Source organism: Corynebacterium striatum ATCC 6940 (assembly GCF_000159135.1).
Lineage (GTDB): Bacteria > Actinomycetota > Actinomycetes > Mycobacteriales > Mycobacteriaceae > Corynebacterium > Corynebacterium striatum.
This window is the reverse complement of sequence record NZ_GG667520.1, coordinates 205,468-231,497: the sequence shown is the minus strand read 5'-3', so window position 1 is coordinate 231,497 and position 26,030 is coordinate 205,468. Positions and strand designations below refer to the sequence as shown.

23 protein-coding genes are annotated in these 26,030 nt (G+C 59.5%); 4 read left to right on the top strand and 19 right to left on the bottom strand.

The features are described 5' to 3' along the window. Positions 1-2: 2 nt before the first annotated feature. The 10 genes from murD to HMPREF0308_RS03300 form a co-directional block, all read right to left on the bottom strand. Positions 3-1,442, bottom strand: a complete 1,440-nt coding sequence (gene murD, locus HMPREF0308_RS03345; RefSeq protein ID WP_005528708.1) for a UDP-N-acetylmuramoyl-L-alanine--D-glutamate ligase — start codon at positions 1,440-1,442, stop codon at positions 3-5. A gap of 2 nt (positions 1,443-1,444) precedes the next feature. After that, positions 1,445-2,557 carry a phospho-N-acetylmuramoyl-pentapeptide-transferase gene (mraY, locus tag HMPREF0308_RS03340; protein ID WP_005528706.1) on the bottom strand — a complete coding sequence of 371 codons (1,113 nt, stop codon included), beginning with the start codon at positions 2,555-2,557 and terminating at the stop codon, positions 1,445-1,447. Between the two features lie 28 nt (positions 2,558-2,585). Next, positions 2,586-4,121: a UDP-N-acetylmuramoyl-tripeptide--D-alanyl-D-alanine ligase gene (locus tag HMPREF0308_RS03335; RefSeq protein ID WP_005528705.1), complete on the bottom strand. Its 1,536-nt coding sequence runs from the start codon at positions 4,119-4,121 to the stop codon at positions 2,586-2,588. Then, positions 4,118-5,683, bottom strand: a complete 1,566-nt coding sequence (locus HMPREF0308_RS03330; RefSeq protein ID WP_005528703.1) for a UDP-N-acetylmuramoyl-L-alanyl-D-glutamate--2,6-diaminopimelate ligase — start codon at positions 5,681-5,683, stop codon at positions 4,118-4,120. The genes HMPREF0308_RS03335 and HMPREF0308_RS03330 overlap by 4 nt, the downstream gene beginning before the upstream one ends. Positions 5,684-5,742: 59 nt before the next feature. Next, entirely contained in the window at positions 5,743-7,635 is a 1,893-nt protein-coding gene (locus tag HMPREF0308_RS03325) for a peptidoglycan D,D-transpeptidase FtsI family protein (protein ID WP_005528701.1), read from the bottom strand. A 444-nt stretch (positions 7,636-8,079) separates the two neighbouring features. Next, positions 8,080-8,886 carry a cell division protein FtsL gene (gene ftsL, locus HMPREF0308_RS03320; protein ID WP_034656808.1) on the bottom strand — a complete coding sequence of 269 codons (807 nt, stop codon included), beginning with the start codon at positions 8,884-8,886 and terminating at the stop codon, positions 8,080-8,082. Then, entirely contained in the window at positions 8,883-9,950 is a 1,068-nt protein-coding gene (gene rsmH, locus HMPREF0308_RS03315; RefSeq protein ID WP_005528695.1) for a 16S rRNA (cytosine(1402)-N(4))-methyltransferase RsmH, read from the bottom strand. The genes ftsL and rsmH overlap by 4 nt, the downstream gene beginning before the upstream one ends. 155 nt (positions 9,951-10,105) lie before the next feature. Beyond that, complete coding sequence (gene mraZ / locus HMPREF0308_RS03310; protein ID WP_005528693.1) at positions 10,106-10,540, bottom strand: division/cell wall cluster transcriptional repressor MraZ; 435 nt, start codon at positions 10,538-10,540, stop codon at positions 10,106-10,108. Positions 10,541-11,236: 696 nt separating this feature from the next. Continuing rightward, positions 11,237-11,629 (bottom strand): DUF3040 domain-containing protein, encoded by a 393-nt coding sequence (locus tag HMPREF0308_RS03305; protein ID WP_005528692.1) that lies wholly within the window; start codon positions 11,627-11,629, stop codon positions 11,237-11,239. Between the two features lie 202 nt (positions 11,630-11,831). Then, positions 11,832-12,272 (bottom strand): SAV_6107 family HEPN domain-containing protein, encoded by a 441-nt coding sequence (locus HMPREF0308_RS03300; RefSeq protein WP_005528690.1) that lies wholly within the window; start codon positions 12,270-12,272, stop codon positions 11,832-11,834. Between the two features lie 213 nt (positions 12,273-12,485). On the opposite strand from HMPREF0308_RS03300, the gene HMPREF0308_RS03295 reads away from it, so the two are divergent. The 3 genes from HMPREF0308_RS03295 to HMPREF0308_RS03285 are packed head-to-tail and all read left to right on the top strand — an operon-like array spanning position 12,486 to position 15,787. Then, positions 12,486-13,049, top strand: coding sequence for an N-acetyltransferase (locus HMPREF0308_RS03295; RefSeq protein WP_034656807.1), 564 nt, complete (start codon positions 12,486-12,488; stop codon positions 13,047-13,049). Positions 13,050-13,085: 36 nt separating this feature from the next. Further along, positions 13,086-14,177 carry a polyprenyl synthetase family protein gene (locus HMPREF0308_RS03290; RefSeq protein WP_005528686.1) on the top strand — a complete coding sequence of 364 codons (1,092 nt, stop codon included), beginning with the start codon at positions 13,086-13,088 and terminating at the stop codon, positions 14,175-14,177. Between the two features lie 5 nt (positions 14,178-14,182). Continuing rightward, positions 14,183-15,787: an alpha-(1->6)-mannopyranosyltransferase A gene (locus tag HMPREF0308_RS03285; protein WP_080548597.1), complete on the top strand. Its 1,605-nt coding sequence runs from the start codon at positions 14,183-14,185 to the stop codon at positions 15,785-15,787. On the opposite strand, the gene HMPREF0308_RS03280 is transcribed toward HMPREF0308_RS03285, so the two are convergent. Then, the gene (locus HMPREF0308_RS03280) at positions 15,784-16,251 is read right to left on the bottom strand and encodes an Rv2175c family DNA-binding protein (RefSeq protein WP_005528683.1); all 468 of its coding nucleotides are present in this window, start codon (positions 16,249-16,251) and stop codon (positions 15,784-15,786) included. The genes HMPREF0308_RS03285 and HMPREF0308_RS03280 overlap by 4 nt on opposite strands. A 29-nt stretch (positions 16,252-16,280) precedes the next feature. Here HMPREF0308_RS03280 and HMPREF0308_RS03275 point away from each other — a divergent pair, with 29 nt between their 5' ends. Beyond that, on the top strand, positions 16,281-17,645 hold the full coding sequence (locus HMPREF0308_RS03275) for a protein kinase domain-containing protein (RefSeq protein ID WP_005528680.1): 1,365 nt from the start codon (positions 16,281-16,283) through the stop codon (positions 17,643-17,645). Here the strand turns inward: HMPREF0308_RS03275 and HMPREF0308_RS03270 are convergent. From HMPREF0308_RS03270 to HMPREF0308_RS03235, 8 genes are all read right to left on the bottom strand, one after another. Then, a complete protein-coding gene (locus HMPREF0308_RS03270; protein WP_034656806.1) occupies positions 17,642-19,030 on the bottom strand; it encodes a class II 3-deoxy-7-phosphoheptulonate synthase in 1,389 nt (462 codons plus the stop codon). The two genes, HMPREF0308_RS03275 and HMPREF0308_RS03270, sit on opposite strands and share 4 nt — an antisense overlap. Positions 19,031-19,074: 44 nt before the next feature. Next, complete coding sequence (locus tag HMPREF0308_RS03265) at positions 19,075-19,584, bottom strand: polyadenylate-specific 3'-exoribonuclease AS (RefSeq protein ID WP_005528677.1); 510 nt, start codon at positions 19,582-19,584, stop codon at positions 19,075-19,077. A 24-nt stretch (positions 19,585-19,608) separates the two neighbouring features. Further along, entirely contained in the window at positions 19,609-20,808 is a 1,200-nt protein-coding gene (locus HMPREF0308_RS03260; RefSeq protein ID WP_005528675.1) for an acyltransferase family protein, read from the bottom strand. 3 nt (positions 20,809-20,811) lie between these two features. Further along, on the bottom strand, positions 20,812-21,558 hold the full coding sequence (locus tag HMPREF0308_RS03255) for a lysophospholipid acyltransferase family protein (RefSeq protein ID WP_005528673.1): 747 nt from the start codon (positions 21,556-21,558) through the stop codon (positions 20,812-20,814). 21 nt (positions 21,559-21,579) lie between these two features. Continuing rightward, a complete protein-coding gene (locus tag HMPREF0308_RS03250) occupies positions 21,580-22,533 on the bottom strand; it encodes an ROK family protein (protein ID WP_034656803.1) in 954 nt (317 codons plus the stop codon). 98 nt (positions 22,534-22,631) lie between these two features. Beyond that, on the bottom strand, positions 22,632-23,759 hold the full coding sequence (locus HMPREF0308_RS03245) for a glycosyltransferase family 4 protein (protein WP_005528670.1): 1,128 nt from the start codon (positions 23,757-23,759) through the stop codon (positions 22,632-22,634). 10 nt (positions 23,760-23,769) lie between these two features. Beyond that, a complete protein-coding gene (locus HMPREF0308_RS03240) occupies positions 23,770-24,831 on the bottom strand; it encodes a C40 family peptidase (protein WP_115340892.1) in 1,062 nt (353 codons plus the stop codon). Between the two features lie 164 nt (positions 24,832-24,995). After that, the gene (locus HMPREF0308_RS03235; RefSeq protein ID WP_005528666.1) at positions 24,996-25,625 is read right to left on the bottom strand and encodes a C40 family peptidase; all 630 of its coding nucleotides are present in this window, start codon (positions 25,623-25,625) and stop codon (positions 24,996-24,998) included. Positions 25,626-26,030 lie beyond the last annotated feature (405 nt).

The following is a 26,030-nucleotide window of genomic DNA, read 5'->3' as shown; positions in this document are numbered from 1 at the left end:
GATTAACGTGCGATGCGTCGGGCAGCCGCGGCAAAGCAGTCACCGCGTTGGCTCATTCCCGTGTACATATCCAACGATGCCCCAGCAGGTGCCAAAAGCACAGTATCGCCGCTCTCGGCGTGTTGCACTGCCGCAGCCACAGCTTCATCCATGGCGGCAACGGGGTCGGTGGATTCGATAAGGATGGTAAGCACGCCTGGGGCATGCGCGACGATGGCGTCGGCGAGCAGCTGCTTGTCGACGCCCATTATAACCGCCACCTTGATATGCGTGGCGTGTGTTTCGAGCAGCTCTGAGGTGTCAGCACCTTTGAGCTGACCGCCAGCGATCCACACCACGGAATCAAGCCCACGCATCGCGGCCTCGGCAGCGTGCGGATTGGTGGCCTTGGAATTATCGATATAGTCGACGCCTGCGTGAGAGTGCACGACCTCGCCTCGGTGGCCGGCCACGGTGTAGCTGACGAGCCCCTCGGTAATCGAGCGGGGTACTGCGCCTGCCAGTGCGGCGGCAGCTGCGGCGGCACCGGCGTCCAGTACTCCAGCCATTCCGGCAGGCTCAATGGTGGTGACGTCCTCGATGAGGGTAACCGAGTGGCCGGCAACGTTGTTAAGAACGAGTTTTCCTTCGACAACGCCCGCTTCCCCATCGGCAGGTTCGGTGTGGGTGAAGGCGTGCACATCGGCGGAAATCATTCCGGCATTGCGCGCCTTGTCCGCGTATTCGCGCACGTGCGCGTCGTCGCGGCCGATGACCGCGTGCGCGCCCTTGAGGACCTTGGCCTTCGCCTCGGCATAGGCGGCGAAGGAGCCGTGCCAGTCGAGGTGATCATCTGCCAGGTTGAGCAGTACGCCGACCTCTGGGGTCAGCTGGGAGGACCAGTGCAGTTGGAAGGAAGAAAGTTCGGCGACCAGTACGTCAACGCGTGGGCTTGCCGCCAGCGCATCGAAGGGCGAGGTGCCGATATTGCCCACGGCCTGGGAGCGCTTGCCAGAGCGCTTTTCATCGGCCGCCATGATGGCAGCCAGCATGCCCGTGGTAGTGGTCTTGCCGTTGGTGCCGGTCACAGCAAGCCAGGTGCGCGTGGGGCCAAAGAGCTCTGCCTTATCCAAGCGATAAGCCAGCTCGACATCGCCGATCACCTCAACGCCCGCCGCAGCGGCGGCCACCAACAGTGGTGAGCTCGGCGCCCAGCCTGGTGAGGTAACCACGAGGGAGAACTCCGCGGGATCAACAGCGGCGGTATCAACGGTCGCGACGCATAGGTCGGCAGCGAGTGCGGCACGTGAGTCGGCGTTGCCATCGGCCACAACCAAGTCTGCTCCCAGCCCCAGCAAGACAGTGGCGCAGCCGCGGCCGGACACTCCGGCGCCAGCCACCAAGATACGGCCTCGCAAGGACTCGGGAAGTCCTCCAGCTAGGTTCGCTGGCACTTTAGTCATGACTAACCCACCAGCCCGATGCCGGAATCAGCGAGCCACTCGCCGTAGAAGATTGCCACACCAGTCATGGCGGCCATCGCCGCAATGAGCCAGAAGCGAATGACAACCGCGGTCTCGGCCCAGCCGCCGTTTTCGAAGTGGTGGTGGATTGGAGCCATGCGGAAGAAACGCTTGCCGGTGGAACGGAAGACCACGATCTGGATGACCACAGAAACGGTCTCGATGACGAAGAGCGCGCCAATGATGATCATGAGCAGCTCGGTGCGGCTGGTCACGGAGATGCCCGCAACCAGACCACCCAGGGCCAGGGAACCAGTATCGCCCATGAAGATCTTGGCCGGTGCAGCGTTCCACCAGAGGAAGCCCAGGCAACCACCCAGGCCGGCGGCAGTCAGAACCGCCAGGTCCAGCGGATCACGGACCTGGTAGCAGCCAGCGGTGAAGTCAGCCGCGCAAGAGTTGCGGAACTGCCAGAAGGTCATGATGGTGTACGCACCCATCACGATTGCGGTGGTACCCGCTGCCAAACCATCCAGGCCGTCGGTCAGGTTGACCGCGTTAGACCATGCCGCGATGAGGATGTACATGAAGATAAGGAACACGATGGTTCCGACAATGGTCGGGCCAACGGCAATGTCGAAGGTCTCGATGTCACGAATGAAGGAAAGCTTCGTGGAGCCAGGCGTCAGGCCCTTCTCATCGGGGTTCTGTAGAACCAGCAGGCCGAAGGCCAGAGCGAGCGCCAGCTGGCCCACCAGCTTGGCCGTCTTGTTCAGGCCCAGGTTGCGCTCTTTGAAGAGCTTGATGAAGTCATCAGCAAAACCCAAGCCACCAAGCCCCAGAGTCAAACCTAGGACCAGGATGCCCGAGTAGGTGAAGCCACCATGGCCGGTGATTTGCCCGTAGATGCCGACCGTCAGGTAAGCCACGGTGACACCGGCGAGGATCGCAAGACCGCCCATGGTTGGCGTGCCGCGCTTACGAAGGTGCGACTTGGGGCCGTCCTCGCGGATTTCTTGGCCCTTTCCTGTGTCCGAGAAATACCGGATCAGGAGTGGGGTGATAAAAATCGCTACGAGGAAGCTGACCACACCAGCGATGATGATCTGAGTCACGTGCTTGGGTTCCTTCTATTTCCGTGAACTAGCTCTGGTTGAGCTTTTCTGCGACGAGCCACAGGCGTTGGGCATTCGAAGCTTTGACAAGGACGACATCTTTAACGTCCCTTTGCGGCCAATCGTCCACGCCCACAGGCGGGGTACGGAGGAGACTATCAACAATCTTTGCGGCCTCATCAACATCGACACTGACACTAGTATTTATACCCTTTGCCTGTGCAGCTTCAGCCATCGCCCGCGTATTGGGGCTGCTGCCTACAGCAACCAGATGGTCTACGTGGTACTTCGCGAGCTCTGCACCCAGCTGACGGTGCGCGTCGAGGGCGTCGTCGCCCAGCTCACCCATCTCGCCGAGCACGGCAATAGAACGTGCGTCGGGACGCGCAGTGGCCGTGTATGCCAGCGCTGCGATGGCCGCACGCATGGAATCCGGGTTTGCGTTATAGGAATCATCAATCAGGGTGACTCCGTCGCGGCGGTTGCGCACGTCCATGCGGTGCTCCGACGCAATGCGGTGTCCAGACAACGCGTTTGCCACGAGTTCAGCGCTTAGCCCCAGCTCGATGGCGGCGGCCGCTGCGGCCAGCGCATTCGACACCTGATGTGCACCGAAGACCTGTAGTTTCACCGGAAGTGGCGCATGACCTGGGGTATGCATGAGGAAGGAAGCACGGGCGACGTCGTCAAGCTGCACGTCCGTGGCATAGTACTGCGCTGGCGGAGTGGAGCCTTGCTTGGCGACGGCCGAGTAATAGACCACCTTTGCATTCGTGCGGAGCGCCATGCCAGCGACGAAAGAATCGTTTGCATTGAGCACGGCGACGCCGCCCTCAGCTGCAGATGGGAGCGCCTCGACGAGCTCGCCTTTCGCGAGCGCGATATTCTCCCGCGAACCGAACTCGCCTAGGTGTGCGGTACCAACGTTGAGGACTACGCCTACCTTGGGTGCGGTGATGCCGGTCAAATGCCGGATGTGGCCGATGCCACGAGCAGACATCTCGGCCACGAGGTACTCGGTGTGTTCGTCACAGCGCAGTGCGGTATAAGGCAGACCGACCTCATTGTTGAAGGAGCCTGGTGGTGCCACCGTCTCCCCAGCGGCGCGGAAGATCGTGGCGATGAGGTCCTTGGTGGAGGTTTTACCAGCGGAACCGGTCACGCCCACGATGTTGAGGCCGTCTTCAGCGGCTAGGCGCTGGGTGACGGCGCGGGCCAGTGCGGACAGCGCCTGGATGACTGCGGCGGCGGAGCCATCCTCGTCATTGGCATAGATGTCGGCGTTTGCGCCGTCGCCTTCCACCTTGCCGGTGGGTTCAACAACGATGGCCGGAACGCCCACTGGACGCGCTGCGAGAACGGCCACCGCACCGGATTCAACGGCCTTCTCGGCAAAGTCGTGGCCGTCGACGCGGGCGCCTGGCAGCGCGAGGAAGAGGCCACCTGGGGTGACCTTGCGGGAGTCAAACTCTACGAATCCAGTAACTGTAGCTGCAGGATCTGGGACGCAATCTAGGCGGCCGCCGGTAATGTCGGCGATTTCTTGGAGGGTCAATGCAATCATGCTTGTTCCTTACTCACAGTGTCACCGTACTCCGCATGCCTAACCGGCGCGCCACCGCCGAGTTTGGTGTCAAGAGCGCGGGCAACTTCTTCCCTGTCATCAAAGTGCAGGGTTTCATCACCCACGATTTGCCCGACCTCATGGCCCTTGCCAACGACGATGATAGCGTCGCCGGGCTGTGCCCACTCCACTACTGCGTCGATGGCCGCGGCACGGGAGCCGATCTCGCGAATGTCTGCGGTCTGGGAAGCCTTCTGCGCGCCCGCCATGACAGCGGCACGGATGGCTGCAGGGTCCTCGCTACGCGGATTGTCGTCCGTAACCACGACGAGGTCTGCGCGTTCTGCTGCAGCTGCGCCCATGAGCGGACGCTTTGAGGAGTCGCGGTCGCCGCCTGCGCCGACGACGACGCCGAGGCGTCCGCCGGTCTCAGACAGCTGGCCGCGCAGGGTATCAAGAACCGCTGCAATGGCTGCTGGCTTGTGGGCGTAGTCGACAACTGCCACGAAATCTTGGCCACGGCTGATGCTCTCCATCCGCCCCGGTACGGCCACGCGCTCGACACCGTTTAGGAAGGTTTCGGTGTCCACGCCTACCGCAGCTGCCATGCCTGCTGCCAGCGCAGCGTTGGCGATGTTGAACTTGCCTGGCATCGGCAGCTCAAAGGAATAGGTCTCCCCACTGAAGCTCAATTCAACGTGCTGTGCGCCAGTGGGCTCGGTGCCTAACTGACGGGCGCTAATCACCTGCTTGGTGTTCTCAGCTGTTTCCTCGTCTGTGGTTGAAACGAGCGTCAGTGGCTTGCCAGCGACTTGCTGCGCCATGCGCTTGCCCCAGTCATCATCAACACAGATTACGGCAGCGGACGCTGCTTGCGCGCCGTCGAAAAGCGCTGCCTTGGCTGCGAAGTAATCCTCCATCGTTGGGTGGAAGTCGAGGTGGTCCTGGCTCAAGTTGGTGAAACCACCAACATCGAACTGGGTACCTCGCACGCGCCCAAGCTCAAGTGCGTGGGAGGAGACCTCCATGACCACGTGCGTGACTCCTTCGTGACGCATGCGCGCAAAGAGCTCCTGCAGGGTCGGAGCCTCGGGAGTGGTGAGCTTAGTCGGCACGGGTTCACGGTTGATGCGGGTTCCGGTTGTGCCGATAAGACCCACCTTGTGGCCTGCGTGGAGAAGACCCGCCTCGAGGAGGTAGCTCGTGGTGGTCTTGCCAGATGTTCCTGTCACGCCCAGTACGGTCAAGTGCTCAGTGGGGTGCTCGTAAATTTCAGCGGCGATGAGACCCAACACTGCACGAATGTCTTCCACGACAATGATGGGGCGACGCTCACCAGCTTCTTGCAGGTGTTGTAGGCCCGCCTCATCGGTGAGGATGGCCGCTGCCTCAGTGTCACCGGCAAATTGGGCACCGTGTACTCGCGTACCTGGAAGGGCCGCGAAGAGCCCGCCGGCGGCAATCGCCTTCGAGTCGAGACTGCACGCCGAAACGGTGACGGAATCATCGCCGATGACGCGGCCGCCGCCAATGGTGGCGAGGGTCTGGAGGTCTACGCTCATTGCATTTCTCCCTAAAGCTTTCTAGTGAACTGTTCTTGAGGTTTTGATAGTTGTGGGGCTTACTGAGCTCGCAACGTTAGCTCTGGGCTAGGCGGGGAGGTAGGAATGTTATCGCGATTGAGCAGCCAGCTTGCGATGTCTTTGAAGACAGGCGCTGCGGACTGACCACCGGAACCATTGTCGTTAACTCCGGACTGCGGCTCGTCGAGCATGATTGCCACAACAAAGCGTGGGTCGTCGGCAGGCGCGATACCCGCGAAGGTGATCCAGTAGGCGGAGTTCGAGTAGGCTCCCGTCTTCTCGTCAACCTTCTGTGCGGTACCGGTCTTGCCGGAAAGTTGGTATCCCTCGATCTTGTTGCCGCCGGCGGTGCCGTTCTGGACGCCATTCGGGTCGGATTGGAAGACAGCGCGGAACATATCCACAGTGGTCTTCGCGGTTTCCTTGCTTACTACCTGCGTCTTCTTGGGAGCGTCGAGCTCCTCTTTCTCGCCGTTGGAATTGGTGATGGAGGAAATGATGCGTGGCTCGATGCGCTCACCACCGTTCGCCAAAGTCTGGTAGACGCTGGCCATCTGCAGCGTGGTCCACGACTGGCCCTGGCCGATCGGCAGGTTGGCGAAGGTACCGCCGGACCACTGCTCCTGATCGGGGACCAAACCTGCAGACTCGTTTGGCAGTTCAATACCAGTGGTCTGACCAAGGCCGAAGGCCTTGAGATACTTGGCGTAGCGCTCCTGCCCCAACTGCTGGGCGATCATTAGAGTGCCCACGTTTGAGGACTTACCGAAAATACCGGTGGTGGTGTAAGGCTCGACGCCGTGATCCCAGGCATCATTAACAGTTACGCCAGCCATATCGATGGATCCTGGAACCTGGTGAACCTGGTCTGGGGTGGTAACGCCCTCCTGCAGCGCTGCGGCCGCGGTGATGATTTTGGCCACTGAGCCAGGCTCATACGGGTGCGAAACGCTGTGGTTGTCGAAGGTTTTGTCTTCCTTGAGCTGCTTTTCGATGTCCTTGTTCGGATCGATGGTTCCCGTGTTGGCCATGGCCAAGACTTCGCCCGTAGCAACGTCGAGGACCACCGCTTGTGCATTCTTGGCCTTGGAGTTGGCGCGTGCCTTCTCCAGCTTCTGCTGTACGTAGGTCTGCAAATCAAGGTCCAGGGTCAAGGTGACGTTCTTGCCGTCGGTTGCTGAGACCTCATCGCGCAACGTGCCGGGAATTGCCTGACCATTGGTGGAAACATCCTCGGTGGAGCTGCCATCGATACCAGTCAGAGTGGAGTCACCGGAAGCTTCGAAGCCGAACTGACCTTGTCCGTCCATGGAGACCTTGCCGATGACGTTCTCCGCGATGGAGCCATTCGGGTACTGGCGAATCTGCTGCTCATCAGCTGCGAGTCCGTGGTACTCAGAAGCGATTTTCACTGCTACATCCGGGTCCACGTTACGAACTAGAACCTCGTACTGGGTATCCGCGTGCAGCTTATCCAGAATCTGTTTCTCGTCCACGTCGCCGGTGTCCAATCCAGCATCGTTGATTTTGGAAGGGATGCCCTTCGCCATGTCCTTGAGTCGCTCTTCGAGCTTATCGTCAAGAAACTTCTTACGCGCGGCGTCGTCAAGCCCGTCAAAGGAAGCTTCTCCGGTAGCTTCCAACTCCTCCTGCTCACGAAGTTCGTCGCGCAGGCGCGTTGGCGAAACGGTGAGTGAACGCGACTTCATTGTGTAGGCAAGTCGCTGCCCATTGCGATCGACAATCTCACCGCGGCGAGCCGAGTCGATATACACGCGGGATCGCTGAGCCACAGCTTTAGCGGCAAAGTCGGGACCCCAGACGATCTGTACCCAAGCCAAGCGCCCGACCAAGGCCACGAACACCACCATAAGGACAGCAACAACGGTTTTGACTCGCTGCCGCAAGATAGCCTTCTGCGGCAAAGCCATGGCAGCCTTGGCACGCGCGGTACGGCCACCGCCCTGGGCCTGCGGATCACGTGTTGCAGGCTTTACTCGCTCACTCGGGCGCGACGCCGAACCTGCACGCGGCATAGCGGATCCAGTGGCGGCCCCCCGATGGCTACGACCACCGGAACGCCCACTTTGGCGGCCATAACGACCGCGGTCGGCAGCATTATCCCTGCCATCGCGCCCATGCTCCCCTCGGGAACCGCGTCGACGGTCACCTGAATTTGGTGGAGTCACAAAGTCACCTTTTCCTTATGCCGCGTCGAATACAAAAGCCACTTAAATGCGGTTGCGGGCTCGGCATGACCGATGGTCTTGAAGCTCGCCCGCAAAGCAGGCAGTCTTGCTTGAAGATTTTGCCTTATAAAAGCCAAGTGCTCGCACAGGCACGCGCGAGCACTTCTGAAGAAGCAGGATTTTTAGCTAGTTAGCGTATGGCGCTTGGGCTGGGATGTTCGGCAGATCCTGCGGTGCTGCCGGAGCAGATTCCTGCCCGGCCGGAGCCTGGCCATTGTTATTGCGCGCCTCACGTTGACGACCCTGCGGCACCTCGTTGAGACTATCTGAGATGTCCTTCGTTGCGTTCGGATCACTCGATGCCTGGCCCGGACGGACTGGCTCGCCGTTGACGTCAACAATGGACTCAGTGTTCAACTCAGCCGGACGCTTCTCATTGACAGCCCCGTCTGGGCCGACCTCTACGATTCCTGGCTGGGTAGGTACACCCATCTTGGCATCATTGGCACGCCGCGCAACGTCAGAAGCCGAGCGCACATTTTCGAGGTCACGATTCAGCGTCTCGAGCTGGTTATTCAGCTCAGACTCGCGAACTGTCAAGTCCTTGACCACAAAGGTCTGGGCAGTCGAGATACCAGAAAGCCACATCGACACCACGACGCCGAAAATCAGCAATCCGATGGCCATGAAGGACATACGAGTAAAAAGCGAGCTCTTTTTATTTAGCGACTGCTGTGGAAGACGGCGGCCACGGAAAGAAACAACCTGCTTCGAACCCAAGCGGTTTCCGCGGCGCGCCGGCACCTGGGTACGGTGCGGCGTTCGACGCGGAGTGCGCTGGGGAACGGCGCGGCGACCTGGCTCTAGAAGAGTCGTGGCAGCTCCGGTATCGGTACCGGTTGTAAAGTCGCGGCTCGCCCCCATGGTGCGGGTCCTCTCTTGTGTGGTGATGCGGGAAGTGTGTGGTGCGGTTGTGCGTTCGTAGAGGCTCATGCACTACCTCCCGGTGGGTGCAGGTGAGGCTCGCCCTCGAGCCTCTCTATGGCCCGCACCCTCACGGATGCGGCGCGGGAGTTTTCTTCAATTTCCTCGGCGCTCGCCTTTTCAGCGCCACGGGTGACCGTTTTAAACTTTGGAGCCGTGCCCGGGAGATCCATCGGAAGCCCGGCTGGCGTCTTAGACGCAGCCAGCTCGGCGAAAGCCTGCTTAACGGTGCGGTCCTCGAGAGACTGGTAGCTCATGAACACCGCGCGTCCGCCGACGTGTAGTGCATCTGTAATAACGGGGATCACCTGCTCGATTGCCTCAAGCTCGCGGTTAACCTCGACGCGCAATGCCTGGAAGGTGCGCTTTGCCGGATGCCCGCCGGTGCGGCGAGTTGCCGCGGGGATGGTGGCGTAGAGCAGTTCAACAAGACGTTCGGAGTTGCTGAACGGCTCTTTCTCACGCTCCTTGAGCACCGCCGAGGCAATTTTGCCGGCGAAACGCTCATCCCCGTAGGTCTTGAGAATTCGTGCAAGGTCGCCATGGCTGTACGTGTTCAACACGTCTGCAGCGGTAATGCCATGCGAGGGGTCCATGCGCATGTCCAATGGTGCATCCGTCTTATACGCAAAGCCGCGCTCAACTTGGTCGAGCTGCATGGAAGAAACACCCAAGTCGAACAGGGCGCCAGCAATGCCGTGCTCGCGAGCAATGTCAAAGATTGCGCCCTCTCCCCTGGCAATTTCGCCGCCGACCTCGTCGAAGCGTGCGTTGACGCCCACAAAGCGATCCTCGAATGGCTCCAAGCGCTCGGTGGCTGCGGCCAGCGATGCGCCATCACGATCAACGCCTACCACGTGCAGGTTAGGGAAAGTCCGCAGGAAAAAATCGGCGTGGCCACCGGCGCCTAAAGTGCCGTCAACGACAACCGCGTTGCTCCCGGCCGCCTCAATTGCGGGCGCGAGCAGTTGAGCCATACGCTCGCGCATGACTGGAACATGGCCGTGGTTTTCGGCTATGTCGTAGTTAATGTTGTTGGCTACGTTGTCAGTGTTCTTGTCTTGAGCCGTCATTACTGCTCGTCACCCCCTTTTTTCTCAATTGGTCCCACAGAGCAAAAAAGTGCGTATAGGGCCCTGTCCGAGGCAGGTTTCTGATATCGGGGAAGTACACCAGAGCATCCACCTCGGGCAGAGTCCGTACACGCACTCATCGCTGCCCTTGCTCTTTAGAGCAACCCAGCGAGTACGTCATCGGCGTCTGCTGCCGAATAAGCATCTTCAGTTTGCGCCTGGTACTCAGCCCACGCGGCTGCGTCCCAGATTTCGAGGAAGTCCACTGAACCGACCACCACGCATTCCTTTGAGAGGTTTGCGTATTCGCGGTGTGCGGCTGAAAGAGTGATTCGTCCGTGTCCATCCGGCCTTTGCTCATCCGCACTTGCTGCCAAGTTACGAATAAACGCACGCGCGTCTGGGTTGGTGCGAGACACTGCTGCCGCTTTCCGTGCACGCGCCGCGAATTCCTCACGCGGATAAACCGCTAGAGAGTGATCCTGACCTTTGGTGACCATAAGGCCGCCAGCCAAATCTTCGCGGAACTTAGCGGGAAGCGTAAGCCGCCCTTTGTCATCGAGTTTGGGAGTGTAGGTACCCAGAAACATCCCGGGCCCACCTTCCTGTCACTCGAAACTCCGGATTCCTCTGGCATGAAACCTTGCGCCAAACCCTCGGGAGTTACTCGAAATTCTGACGCTCACTTTCACACTGCGCCCCACTCTACCCCACTTTCCCCCACTTCTGTCACCCCAAGCCGCGTGTTCAAAGAATTCCAACTCGATCGATCGAGGTAGACGACCGTTTTAACGGTGGGAAGAAATCCCCGCTACCCCCTTGACACCACCCCACAATGACCCCTTTGGCCCCACCAGAAACACCTACATATTGCGCACCATAGGCCGCAATAGCCCCTTATATTGTGAATTCTCCACCCGCACACCGCGCACCATCCGATGCCATTTACCCATTTCCCAAAACAGCAGACCCGGAAAACCAGACGTCAAGGTCAGTTTTGCTCACACTCCAAACTCCGACAACAGCGACCACAAGGTCTGGGATTCCAGGGTTGCATTTCTAAAAAGCGCCGCCACAGCTTCAGCCCAAACGTCTCCCCGGTGGTGCAAAGTGGGGAATGTGGGAGAAAGTGGGGAATGTGGGGCAAAGTGGGGATTAGAAAGTGGGAACCTTGAAGTGTGAATCTCACAAAGGGCTGAACGCAAAAAGCCCGCATCCCCTCTTCCGCTTGGGAAGTTAGGAATGCGGGCTCAAACCACAAATTCGGCTTGTTTCAGCGCTGGCGCTTATCGCTCTTCGAAACGACGGCGGAAGTTCTCCTCCAGACGGCCGCCTACTCCGCCCTGACCACCGGCCGACTTCTGCTTAGCGCGAGCACCCGAGTAAGACGGCGCCTTCTCCTCGCGCCCACGCAGCATCCACACGCCAGAGGCAAACATAACAAGGAATCCAACGATAGAAATGCTGACGAACCAGAGGTTCTGCTGCGCGAGGGCTACGCCACCCACCAAGAGCAAGAGCCCCACGACAATGAGCGCGATGCCACGAAGGGTAATCGCACCACCGTTGCCACCGAAGCCGGAATCCTCAGCAACAGAGGAACCAAACTTAGGATCATCCTGCAATAAGGACCGTTCAATTTCACGGAGAGCTTGCTGCTCGTGCTCGGAAAGCGACACTGTTCCTCCAACTGATTTCAATGGGTCTAGGGCTAAGTTCCACAACGCAGTGCACAAATGCTGGCCGCACACGCTTTGGGATACACCATATTTTGTGAACTACTAATTATCTAACGCCCAGAGTAATCAGTTAGTTCCCGCAAATACAGTCTACCCCCACATAACTGGGGTACAACACGCCGAACATGTCCCAGTTCCCGCTTTACGCAGCAAGGGAGCCGAAGCCCATTTCCTCTTCCACATAGGAAAGGAATTCCGCCGCCAAGGCCATCACTTCAAGGACAACCTCGTCCGAAGGAGCGCCCTCCAAGCCAGAGGCCACCCGGGAGCGAAAGCGAGAGTAAGCACCAAAGCGCTCAGCCCATTCCTTTTCCTCTCCCCCAACGAGTGCGAGCTGCGCCCAAGCACTCGACGGAAGGCGACGCCGCTTTGCCACCGCAGAGTCCGCAATACGAGCACCGGCCGTACGGAGGCCCGCCTGATAAGCAAACTCCAGCGCCTGATCCCAACGGCCCACAGCAGCCATGGCACGAGCTTGCGCTAGCAAGTCGCTTGCCTGCTCCATAAAACGGTCACGCTTGAATGCGCCCACTGCCGCGCGCGACCCCCTGAACTGGGCCGTAGCTGAAATTACCTGTGCCATGATGCTCCTCCTTCGCTGGTATTGACTAACAATCTAAAGAGCCTTCCAGACATCTACCTTCATTTTAGATCACTTGTTCGAATAGTGCAATAGTTTTTCCACTTCAGAGCGTTTTTAACTTTCGAAAATCTACACACGATGTTCATTTTTAAAAACAGAAAAGCTGCGCAATTACGTTGTCGAACAACCCCTAAGTCTGCTGTTATTAGAAGTGTGAGTTTTCAAATTCGGCGCCTGAGCCCCCAAGAATTCGCCATGCTGGCCCCACAGTTGGTGGACATCTACATCGAAGCCATGGGATATAACCCCACCATTCGGGCTAACCGGATTAACGCGTGGAAGGCTGATGTCATGCGTCCCGGATTCACTGCGGTTATCGCCGAAAATGAATTCGGCATCGCGGGCTTGGCCTACGGTTTTGTCGGTACGCCGGACACCTGGTGGGACCGCCAGCTGCGCCGCGGTTTCACCGAGGCCGGCGGCCCCACGCCCGAGCAACTGGATATCTTGCACAACTATTTCGAGCTCGCCGAGATTCATGTCACCCCTAACTTGCAGGGCCATGGCTTAGGCCTCTGCCTCATCGAGGAACTCGCGTGGAACGCGCCAGCCTCCTATCTCTTGTTATCCACGCCCGAGGTCCCCAACGAGGCAAACGCCGCTTTTGGCCTTTACCGCAAAGTGGGATTCTTCGATGTCCTACGCAACCTCGAATACCCCGCAGACGAACGCGCCTTTGCGATTCTCGCGGCACGGTTGCCCCTGTCTGCCACCTAATTAGAAACGTCTGCCCTAACAGGTAACGTGTGAGGGGTGAAAGACAGCAGCATTCCCACCATCGAGCAGTTCCCCGACCTCGCCCGCGAAAAGCTCAGCGAGTTCCTCGCACAGCGTCGCCCCGAGGTTGCAGAAATTGGTGAACCCGTTGTCAACGCAACGAACTTCCTAGAGTCCTTCGTTCTCGATGGCGGCAAGCGCATTCGCCCCACCTACGCGTGGGCTGGCTTCCTCGGCGCGCACGGCCTAGAGAGCGGCGAGGATGCCCAGGCTATGGCCACCGCCGCCTCATCGCTGGAGTTCATCCAGGCGTGCGCGCTTATCCACGATGACATCATCGATTCCTCTGATACCCGGCGCGGAAATCCCACTGTGCATCGCGCCGTCGCAGCACAACACAGGGCCAAGGGCTACCACGGCGATGCCGACTTCTTCGGTCAATCAGTAGCCATCCTGGTTGGCGATCTTGCACTCGCATGGGCCGAAGACATGCTGCAGGGCTCCGGCCTCAGCGGCGCCGCGCTGCATCGCGCTCGCGGCCCATGGTCAGGTATGCGCACCGAGGTCATCGGCGGCCAGATTCTAGACATTTCGCTGGAGGCCGCGGGTTCCGAGGACCTAGCGCTAGCCAACTCGGTCAACCGTTACAAGACGGCCGCGTACACCATCGAGCGACCGCTTCACCTTGGTGCCGCAGTCGCAGGCGCCGAGCCTGCGCTTATCGACGCTTTCCGTGGCTACGGCCGCGACATCGGAATCGCCTTCCAGCTGCGCGATGACCAGCTCGGCGTCTTCGGCGACCCCGCGATCACTGGAAAGCCTGCTGGCGACGATCTGCGCGAAGGCAAGCGCACCGTCCTCCTTTCCTTGGCGCTCCAGCACGCCGACGCGAAGGACCCAGCCGCTGCCAAGACGCTGCGTAGTCTCATCGGCAACAGCGAGGATCCCGCTGACATTGCCCGCATGGCGCAAATCATCGAGGACTCCGGCGCCCCAGCGCTGCTTGAAGAGCAAATCACCGCTCTCACCGAGTCAGGGCTGCGCCACCTCCGCGAGGCGCAGGTTGATACCGACGTCACTCAGACCCTCGAGGCACTGGCCATCAAGGCCACGGCTCGTCGAATGTAGGCAGCATGTCAGTTACATCTCCTGCCTCCCCTGCTCCTCAGACCGCAGGCCCAAAGCACAAGGTGTATAGCCTGCAGCTGCCCAATGCACTACCGGTGGGCATCGTTGCCTCCATCATCTTGATGATTGTCTCCTTCTCCGGCGGCGCTACGCGCAACCGAGGCGGTTTTCTGGAGGCCCTCAACATCGGGTTCTTGGCCTACGGGCACGGCCGCAACGTGGGCATGGTTCTCTACTGGTTCGGCCTCTTTAGCCTCGTCGCTGCATGGATCCTGGCCGGCCGCCAGGTGGTCGCGCCGCAGCTGAAGAATCCTACTCCTGACGGAGGCCTGCGCGAGATCCGTCGCATGCTCGCCGCATGGATCGCTCCACTGCTCTTTGCTGCACCTCTTGCCTCCCGCGACGTCTACTCCTATCTCATGCAAGGCGCCATGGTGCGCGATGGTTTCGATCCCTATACCGAGGGCGCAGCCGTCAACCCGGGACCATTTCTGCTTGAGGTTTCCCATGACTGGCGCAACACCACCACCCCTTATGGCCCGTTGCACTTGTGGACCGCCGAAGGCGTCACGCGCCTAGTGGGCGATAACGTCGCCGCAGGAATCATCGTCTACAAGGCAATCTCCGTCCTCGGCTTTGCCGTCATCGTCTTCGCAATTACCCGCCTGGCCCGCGCCTTAGGCGGCGACCCCGCTTTGGCACTGTGGTTGGGTGTGGCCAATCCGGTAGTTGTCCTTCACCTCATCGGTGGCATGCACAACGAGTCCGTCATGGTGGCCCTCGTGTCCCTGGGCCTGCTTGCCGCGGTACACAAGCGCTTCCACATCGGCCTCATCCTCATCGGCGTGGCCGTGGCGCTCAAGGCAACGGCCATTTTTGCAGCACCCTTCGTGGTGTGGATGATGGTGCTTCACCACGCACCGCGGGAACGCGGCGTCGCCAAACAGGTGCTCGCATTCGTCATCTCTGGAATCGTGGCGTTGGTTGAGGTAGCTCTATCCGTCGCTGTCATTACATGGGCCTCGGGCAGTTCTTGGGGATGGCTCTCCCAAATCAGCGGCAACTCCAAGGTGGTCAATCCCCTCGCCGGCCCTACCTTCGCAGCCGACGTCCTCATCCCGCTTATCCAGGTCTTTAGCCCAGAGACCACATACAACGGTGTACTGGGTATGCTGCGCAGCATCTCGATGGTCTTCATGCTCATCGGTTTGGTCTTGATGTGGTGGCTGGGCCGCGGTTCCATCAACCGCGCCATCGCAGGTACCGCTGGCGCCTACCAGGTCGCGTTCGTGTTCAACTCTGTAACCCTGCCGTGGTACTACGCCTCGGTGTTGACCCTCATGGGCACATTCCGCCCGCCGCTGCTGCTCATCAAGATCACCACGGGCGTCTCGCTATTTATTGGCGTAGCTTTCTCCGGCGACGGAAACCACCAGCTCTACAACTGGTGGTGGGATATCGGCATGGTCGTCGCCGCATGGGCGCTTACGCAGTGGATCTTTGCTGGACTGCCGGAAAACCTCGGCAGCGGTTTACGGGAGCGGGATCGCGCCGCCAAGCCACGCCCTGTGCTTGACGACGCCCCCGCATCTTCCCCCGAAGCTTCCTAAAAGGCCGAAGCCTGCGCGCGGCGGATGACCTCGCGCGCAAGGTGACCGTGCAGTGCGTCGATGGGTCGGCCCGGAAGGGAATCGTCCTCGGTGAACAGGTGCACGAAGATTTCGTCGTCGTTGAAGCCGCCGTCGGTCAAGACCGTGATGACGCCAGAAACGTACTTGGAAATAACGCCCTTCTCGTTGAAGAAGGAAGCAGGAACGTAGCGGGTGCCTTCGCCGTCGCGCCACGCGATGAACTTGCGTGCGTTGAGCAGGTCGAAGACGCGGGTGATCTGAAGATCAAGCTTGTCCGCCACTTCCTGCAATGTCAGCAACTTCTCATCAGCCAGCAGGGCTGCGATTTGTTGCGTCTTGTCAGCAGGAGAATTGTTCTGCGCGTTGTTTGTCTGTACGTTGTTTGTCCGTGCACTGTTTGTATCTGCGTTACTCACAGACACAACCTTAGCTGGATACCACATCTGCTTCCCTATCAGCCATACTGGAATGCATGACAAGGCTGGAAATAGGCGACGTACTCGAAGACCGCTATCGAGTTGATCGGCCAATCGCGCAGGGCGGTATGTCCACTGTGTATCGCTGCGTTGACTTGCGCCTAGGCAGAGCTGTGGCCGCCAAGGTCATGGACGAGCGCTACCAGGACGACCCTGCCTTTGTGAAGCGCTTCGAGCGGGAGGCCCGCGCCATGGCGCAGCTACAGCACCCCAATCTCGTTGCCGTGCATGACTTCTCTTCCGAGGGCGTGCCCATCTACCTCATCATGGAACTCATCACGGGCGGCACGTTGCGCGAGCTGCTCGCCGAGCGCGGGCCCATGCCTGCGCATGCGGCTGCCGCCGTGATGCACCCGATGCTCATGGGCCTCAACGAGGTGCACCGCACTGGCCTGGTGCACCGCGACATTAAACCGGACAACGTGCTCATTACCTCACATAACCGGGTGAAGCTCGGTGACTTTGGCCTGGTGCGCTCCGCGGCGGCCGAGCAGGCGTCGAACCAGATCATCGGTACGGTGTCCTACCTCTCCCCTGAGCAAGTCACGGGCGAGCCGATCACGCCTGAATCCGACGTCTATTCTGCGGGCGTGGTTCTCTTCGAGCTGCTCACCGGCACCGTGCCGTTTAGTGGCGCGACCCCGATGGACCACGCGACAGCGCGCCTGCACGCGGATGTTCCGGCGCCGTCGTCACGCATTGCCGGGGTGCCGAAGCTTTTCGACGCCCTCGTGGCCACCGCAACCGCTCGCCAAGCCAGCGAGCGCTTCGCCGACGCCGGGGAGTTCCTCGACGCTCTTGACGACGTCACACGGGACCTAGATCTGCCGGAGTTCACCGTTCCAGTTCCGCGCAACGCAGCGGCCGCCCGCACAGCTGAACAGCCCACCGACTTCTCGGGAACCGGTGCCACGCACGTCTTTGACGCGACGACCACTATCGATACTCCCTCTGCAACCCCCGCAGAGCAGCACACCGCCCCTGCCCCAGAGGCAGCGACCGAATACATTCCGCAGACCCCTCCTGCGGATATCCCCCACCGCGCACCGCTGAGTTTTGAAACTCGCGCGGATTTGCCGGCTCCGCCCTTCGCCGCGCCACCAGGTCCACCTGTGGCCCCGCGCGGCGCGGAGTATCCAACATCTAACTATCACGCACAAGCACCGCTGGAGCCCCAGCCTCAGGGCGCGCTGTCGCACATCGCTGAAGACGAGCCAGCCGAGCGCCCATTAAGCAACCGCAACGTGTTCACGCTGCTGCTGTTCTTGGCGTTCGTTGGGCTAGCAACCGTTGCCGTCGCCTTGGGCGGGTGGTGGTTCGGCTCCGGCCAATACGGTTCTATGCCGACGTTCTTCGCCTAGTTACGCAGCATCTCTGCGATGAGGAAGGACAGCTCCAGCGACTGCTGGGTGTTCAAGCGCGGGTCCACTGCGGACTCGTAGCGGCCCGGCAGGTCCACGTCAGTGATGTCCTCTGCGCCGCCCAGGCACTCGGTGACGTCCTCACCCGTGAATTCGAGGTGCACGCCACCTGGGTGGGTGCCCAGCTCGCGGTGTACCTCGAAGAAGCCCTGCACCTCGTCCACGATCTTGTCGAAGTGGCGGGTCTTGTAGCCATTCGATGCGGTGAAGGTATTGCCGTGCATTGGGTCGCACTGCCAAACAACCTTGTGGCCGGAGTCCTCCACTGCCTTGACTACTGCCGGAAGCACGGTGCGCACCTTGTCGTGGCCCATGCGGGTGATCATGGTCAAGCGGCCCGGCTCACGGTTCGGGTCGAGCTTCTCTGCGTACTCAACGGCCTGCTCCGGGGTAACGCCCGGGCCGAGCTTGATGCCCACTGGGTTGCCGATGATCGAGGCGAAGTTGACGTGGAAGTCTTCCAAGCCACGGGTGCGCTCACCGATCCACAGCTGGTGTGCGGACAGGTCATAAAGCTTGGTTTCGCCGTTGGAATCGACGCCGAGACGCAGCATGGAACGCTCGTAGTCCTTGAGCAATGCCTCGTGGGAGCAGTAAATCTCCGCCGAGCGCAGCGTCTCATCGGAAACCCCACAAGCATTCATGAAAGCAAGGCCATTCTCGATCTCATTGGCAAGCGCCTGGTAGCGCGCACCCGCCGAGGAGTTGGCCACGAACTCGCGGTTCCACTCGTGGAGGCGGTACAGGTCAGCGGTGCCGGAAGAGGTCAGCGCACGCACGAGGTTCATCGCTGCGGACGCATTCGCGTATGCACGCACCATGCGGGCTGGGTCGTGACGACGAGCTTCCTCGGTGGGTTCCACACCGTTGACGATGTCGCCACGGTAGTTGAGCAGACCGTTGCCATCGACGTCGGAAGAACGCGGCTTAGCGTACTGGCCGGCAATACGGCCGAGCTTGACCACAGGGGTGGAGGCACCGTAGGTGAGCACCACGGCCATCTGCAGGAGGGTCTTCACGTTGCCGCGGATGTGCGGCTCAGTGTTGGACTCGAAGGTCTCAGCGCAGTCGCCGCCCTGCAAGAGGAATGCTTTACCCAGGGCGACGTCAGCAAGCTTGCGCTTGAGTTCTTCAATCTCTGGGGCCACAACGATCGGTGGAACAGATTCCAGGATCTTGCGAACGTTGTCTGCCTGGGACTGATCCCAGCTGGGCTGCTGCTTCGCATCACGCGCGATGACGTCCTGGAATCGCTCCTCGATGCCTGCTGGCAATGGTGGGAGGTCCGGAAGTGCTTCTTTAGGGATATCTACTGTCCAACTCACATGGCTATTTAACCACTATTAACCTGTCGCGCGTTAGTTAGATGCTAGATAGTGACTTGGTTGGCCCTTCCTAGGGGTAGTACATCCATGCAGGCGCGGAATTTTGCGAGATTGTGGCGGGCGTCGACAAGCGCATCGTGATTGCCCTGCGGAACCGGCGGCAGCTTGGGGCAGCCGGCAAATTCCCAGTACTGCTTGAGTTCGCGCGTAAAACGCGGCATCCGCTTAGGAAGACCGGTCATATCACCCCAGAGCTGGGCCAAGACTACGTGATCATAGGCGCCAACCCAGGCCCACAGTTCCACCGGCGTGGCGTGGGCGGCGAAGAACTCGAGCAGCTCCTCGCGGATGCGCTCGCACGACTTCCATACGGGGTTACTCGGGGAAGGCAACTTGTCTAGGACGTTTTCGCGCACCCAAGCGTTGGCATGGGCGGGGTTGAAGTCCGTGGACACCGCATAATATTCGCTACCATCCTCCCCAACGATGCCGATGGAGACCAGCTCAATGGTCTCTCCATCTTCGATAAATTCGGTGTCATAGAAGTAGCGCACGGGGTCTTATCTTAGTTGCCTTGCCTAGATCTGAATGCGATGGGGTCTCGTGGGCCCTGCGCCCATGCTTAACGACGCCTCATTTTCTGGGTGGTCGCGCCGCGGGGCTGTTTCCACCAGATGCGTAATCGACGGAGGCTTAAGAAGCCATCCAACAATTGGTACTTTGCCCAGCGCCCACAGTGCCAAGGCAGCCAAAACTGCGAAGACAAAGCAGGCGATGAGCCAGAACCGCGTGTTGTCCAGGAGGGTTTGGCCGTCAAGAGAGACAGTGTGCGGGAACCAAGCCATGAAGAAACCGTAGCCGATTGTCAAGCCGATAGGGTGCCCCAGATAGATGGGCAGCGTATGCGAGCCCACGAAGCGCAAGGCGGTAGAGACTTTGGGCAAATGAGAAACCCAAATGGCCATGACAATGCCAAAAGGAACCTCGAGTGTCTGCTCAACAAAGCGGACCATGATGTGGACCTCGTTCGAAGTCAGATATTCCGCACCAGGAAGCGGCCACGGGATAAAGACCTCCTGTGGGTACTCGTCCCAGGCGCGGCGGAACAGGAAACCACCAGCATAAGATGCAATGACTCCCGCGTAGACGAAGAATGTTGTGCGAGTAAAACGGCCTTGGAAAGGGGCCTCTGCCTCTGCTGCGAAACGGGTAATCCAGTCGCGGAAGAAGGCAGCGCCCACGAACACTGGGAGGAACATCATCGCTTTAGCAATGACCGTGTAGTGCGCCTGCCACGCCATAAAGAGCAGGGGTGCAAAACTCAGCAGCAGCGCCAGCCACCCGGGCAGCTTGCGCACGCACCACAAGAAAATATTGAAGAATATCAACGCGTGGATAAACCACGCCATGGTGTGGCCCACCACCATGTTGAAGAGCATCTCGTTGCGGTCAAACAACGGGCTTTCGAAAACCCAATGCAATTCCACACGCTTTACTTGCAGCTCCACCGCCATCCACACGACGTAGGGCACGAGGAAATACCACAGGCGTCGGGCAAAGAGCTGTGGGAAAGTAAAGCTAAAGACCTTGCTAGAAAAATAGCCGCTGACGAGGAAGAACAACGGCAGGCGTAGGGGATCAAGCCACACATTGAAAGCGGCCAGCCGAGTCTCACTGGATTCGGGAACGGTGAGGGTGACATGCAAAAGGACAACGCCTAGGATTGAAATGCCCTTGGCGATGTCCGGCCACGCTAATCGAGGCTGCGAGGGGCTCAATGGCTAGCGTGCCTCCCCAGTTGGTTCGGCCCCAGCGGGGTATCCGTGGCCTGCCTGCAGCGATGCCTTTACGTCCGATGCATATAGGTCCACGTAGGAGCTCTCAGCCAACTCAGCGAGCTCATGCATCACGAAGTCGGTGAAAGCACGAATGGTCTCGTGCTCTTCTGGGTTAAGGCCGCGTTCGGCCGCCCACGCATGCGGATCGATGGGCTTGGCTACTCGCATCCCTACCTTGATGGGTCGCGGGACCCAACTACCAATGGGGTTCGCTTTGCGGGTATCGATCATGGCGATTGGGATGACGGGCTTGCCGGTGGCCATGGCGATTCGCGCCATGCCAGTGCGGCCTTTATAGATGCGCTCATCTGGAGAGCGGGTACCTTCTGGATAGATACCAAAGAGGTCTCCCCTGTCGAGGATCTTCTTGGCAGCTTTAAGCATGGCATCGCCTGCAGCGTCACTGTCGCGTTCTACCGGAACTTGTCCAACGGAACTAAAGAACCAAGCCTGTGCACGGCCAACCACGCCTGGTGTGGTGAAGTATTCGCTCTTGGCCAAGAACGTGATTTGGCGCGGGCACATGAGAGGGAAGAAGAAAGAATCCATCACTGCTTGATGGTTCGAAACAAGGATGGCTGGGCCTTCGGCTGGAATATTATCCATTCCTTCGGTCCATGGGCGGTTCCATACTCGCAGAGCAGGGCCGAAAAAAATGTTCTTAAAGGCCCAGTACCACTTGTTTCGCATCGTGAAGTCCCTGTCGTCTAATTAACCTACGGTGAGCCCATGACGGGCAAGGTCAGCAACGCCAATCATACCCGCGGCTGAACCCAATTCCGCAGTGGCCACGCGGGCCAGTGGGCGATGTCCAGCGCCCACGATCTGTCGTGCCATGTTCTCGCGTGCGCGCTCTAGGTAGAGATCCGCGTCATTGGCGACGCCGCCGCCCACAACGATGAGTTCAGGGTCCAAGACATCTGCCACGATGGACAAGCCTTGTCCCAGCCACGTGCCAAAGTTCTCCATAACGGCCAACCCCAGCGGGTCACCCTCGCGGGCCGCTTGCGTAATCTGCACGCCGGTGGCATTGGCCGGAAGCTTTGTTTCGTACTGTGGGCGCAGTTCCTCGCAGGTGTCTGGCAGTGCGGTGCCCGACGCATAACGCTCCAAGCAGCCGCGCTTGCCGCACGAACATTCACGTCCGCCAGGAACCACGGTGAGGTGGCCGAACTCTGGGGCGGTGCCGAAGGCTCCGCGGTAGATCTTGTCCTCTGTCATGAGCGTGGCACCGATTCCGGTGCCGATTGCGAAGAACACCCAGTCCTTTGCGCCGCGGCCCGCGCCAAAGCGCCACTCGCCCCAGGCTGCCGAGTTTGCGTCGTGTTCAAGACGCACCGGCAGGCCAATCCTTTTGCTCAAGATCTCACGAACGGGCGCATCGCGCCATGGCAAGTGCGGGGCAAAACGCACGGTTTCGCACTCTGGGTCAAGGAATCCCGCGAGAGCCAGCCCCACGGCGGAGATCTCGTGGGTCGCACTGAGTTCCTCGACTGCACGGGCAATGTCATCTTCAAGCTGCGTGGCGACTTTGGCCGTCGGCACGCTCACGGAGTCCACGATCTCGCCATCGGCGTCGATAGCCGCCGCACGAAGGTTGGTGCCGCCAATGTCGAAACCGATGGTGAGACCGGAGTCGACGGCAGGATGGGCGTGTTCAAGCATGCACAAAAGGATATACCCCATGTGGGTTAATGTTCACATTCTGCGCGCCAGTGAAGAATCGATCAAGCGAATACCCCGCAGCCGTTGTATCGCTTTTGCTACTCCTCATCGAGAATTCGGCGAAGACGCTCCCCCATGATCTCCCACGTCCATTCCTGTTCAACATGCATGCGTCCGGCGCGGCCCATGCGATGAGCAAGGGAGGCGTCGCCAAGCAAAGTGCACAATGCCTCGACTAGTTCAGGAACGCTTGAACCATGTACCACGATTCCGCTCTCTGGCGTCACAGTCTCCGGGGCGCCGCCGGAATCACCTGCTACCACCGGGATTCCGGAGGCTTGGGCCTCCAGATAGACAATTCCCAAGCCTTCAACATCAAGCCCTCCGCCGCGGGTGCGTGCAGGCATCGCGAAAACGTCCGCCGCATGCAATGCCTGCTGGAGTTCTTCGGAGTCCTTCGCTTCCCGGATAACTACGTCGGGGGCATAGATGTCAGCCAGTTCACTGAGAGCAGTGCGGTAACGCCCACGGCCAATAATGAGCAATTGGGCATCGGGGAAACGCTGCCGTACCTGCGGAAGCGCACGCAGCAACTGGTCCTGCCCTTTGCGGGGAACAAGGCGGGAAATGCAGGTAATAACTGGTCCTTCAGAAAGGCCAAAATGAGCTCGCGCAGCTTGTTTTGCCGCCGCATCCGCCGGAGAGAAATCCTCGAGGCTCACAGCGGAAGGAAGATGAACCCACCGCGGACCAGGCCCGAAGGGCGCGGTCAAGCGACGCAATGTGTAGTCAGAGATATACGTGATGACATCAGCGTGCCGACCGATTTCGCGCAAGGCTTGGCGCGCGAGAGGCAGCATTGACCACCCCACCTCATGACCGTGCGTCGTCGCGATAACCTTGTGCGCGCCGGCCTCTTTGGCCTCTTTACCCATCAGCGCCAAGGGGGCTGCTGCGCCAAACCACACATTGACGACGCCGTGCTCCCTGACGAGGCGCTGCATCTCCCGCGCAGTTGCGGGAGTCGGAAGCATGACTTTGTGTGGCCACCGCACCACAGTATAGGGCTGGGCAGAGTCGAAAAGCGCGGCGGCTTCTGCGTCCTGGGTGGAGGCAAACACCACGATTTCAGAAGGATCGATCGTGTCAACGAAGTCCCGTAGATAAGACTGAATCCCGCCGATTGTGGGCGGGAAATCATTAGTAACCAGTAGAGTGCGCGCCATGCGCCCTACTCTAGTAGCGCACTGCGCCTTGAACAGGCATAGAGTCCAACGGAACCACCTGGACTGGAACGCCGTAGGTCGAAGCGTGGACGACCTGGCCATCACCGACGTACATACCGACGTGGGTTACACCTGGGTAGTAACCGATAATGTCACCTGGTTGGAGCTGATCAAGCGGCACCTTCGTGCCGCCGGCGAGCTGCGCCTGGGAGGTACGCGGAATGGACTTGCCCATCTGCTGATAACTCCACACCATCAATCCGGAACAGTCGAATGTATCCGGACCTGTTGCTCCCCAACCATAGGGCGCACCGATACGGGTGAGAGCCGCGGCCACTGCCTCTGAGCCGGAGCCATCTGCTAACGCTGCGAGGTCAACGTTCTGAGCACCGAAGCGTCCAACGAAGGCAGCACGTTGCTCCTCGTTCAGGCTATCGACCTGTGCCTCGATGTCCTTCTTCTGTTTCTCGAGCTCTTGCTGTTCTTTCACTAGGCCGTCACGCTTGACCTTGAGATCGGCAGCTTTATCTTGAGCGGCCTTGACTGCGGCAGCGGCCTCCTCCTGCAGAGCGCGCGCTTCCCGCGCGGCTGCAGACTTTTCCAGAAGATGACGTTGTGCGGTGCGGGATAGTGCGCCCAAGTATCCCATGCGCTCTACAGCCGAGGCTGTGTCTGCCGCATTGAGAGCTGCGGACACAGCACTACGGGAATCTCCGCGATAACGAGACTGTGCGATGCCGTTGATGCGGCCCTGCTGATCCGCAACGGCATTTGACGCATCTTCCGCTGCAGCCTTGGCTTCATCGGCATGCTGCTGGAGGGCTACGACTTCCTTTTCAGCTTTGCTGAGTTGATCTTCGAGCGTTTTCACCTCTTCGCTTTTTGCGGAAACGCGCTGCGCTACTTCCACAACGCGGTCAATGAGCTGCTGCAACTGTTCTGGTTGAGTGTCCTCCACTTCCTGAGCAAAAGCTACAGGCGCAGTGACAGCGCCACAGGCGGCAGAAAAAGCAAGAGCTGCAGCGCAAGCCGCGGTTGCTGTGCGGCGAGCCCGCAAAGTCGAAGAAAGCACGTCGAAATTCCCAAGGCTTAGAAAATATTAAAAGACTGCTTGATGATAGCGCATGGAGCTGCCGATTTCTATACCGGCACGAGTCTTAATAAAACCATAAAAAGACCCTTCTGTTCCATCGAGAGATGGACGAGAAGAGCCTTTAGACCGAAACAGGCGGACGCTTAGAAGCGAACTGCGGAGTGAATCGGCATGTAGTGCAGGGAACGCTCCTGAACCGGGGTACCGGAGTTCAAAGCGTCGATGATGGTGCCGTTGCCGGTGTAGATACCGACGTGAGATGCGCCAGAGTAGTAGACGATGATATCGCCTGGCTGCAGGGCATCAAGGGAGACCTGCTGGCCGCCAGCTGCCTGAGCCTGGGAGGTGCGAGGGATCTCAAGGCCTGCCTGACGGTAAGCCCAAGAGGTCAGACCAGAGCAGTCGAATGCGCTAGGGCCTGCCGCACCGTAAACGTATGGGGAGCCGATTGCAGAGCGCGCTGCTGCAAGTGCCTTCTGACCTGCAGACTGAGCCGGTGCTGCGGCTGGAGCCGGAACAGGAGCCTGTACGGACGCGGCGTAGTTTACGTTTGCCTGCTGCAGGGAAGGAACATACTGCTGAATGTTCGGCACCTGGTTGATGTTCGGGACGTTTTCCAGTCCTGCAACCTCAAAGCGGAAGTCGGTGTTAGGGATAACAACCTCTGCACCCTGTGCGACTGCCGGGACAGCAACGGCTGCGGATGCTGCTGCAACTGCGGTGGTTGCGATACGGCGGGTGTTGATTGCGCCCTGACGACGGTGCTTAGCCACGAAATAAACTCCAAATCTTCCTGCGCGCCTACTTCGATTGCACACACTCAGTTCAGCAAAGGATGTTTTGCTGGAACTAAAGTGTGCCGCCTCCGAGCGAATCGGATAATCAAAGCTCTGACCCTGGACGGGCCTAGCGTTCGTTGATGTTCCGTTCCTGTAGGAACATCTCCACTCGGCCCCCGGTTCAGGAGGGGCCAGATGCGGCGCTTAAATCTTCAGTTCGTATTGAGCACCTCGTGTCGGTAACTCAATGTCTCAAGTAGGTTACGAAATCATCACGTCCCGTGTCGAATTTTCCGTCAAAAAAAGACGCTGTTACCGTCCTGTTATCTTCTGTTGATAATTCCGAAATGTTTGCAATAAACGCTCGGGGAACGCTCCCCGTTATCACTTTGAGACAAT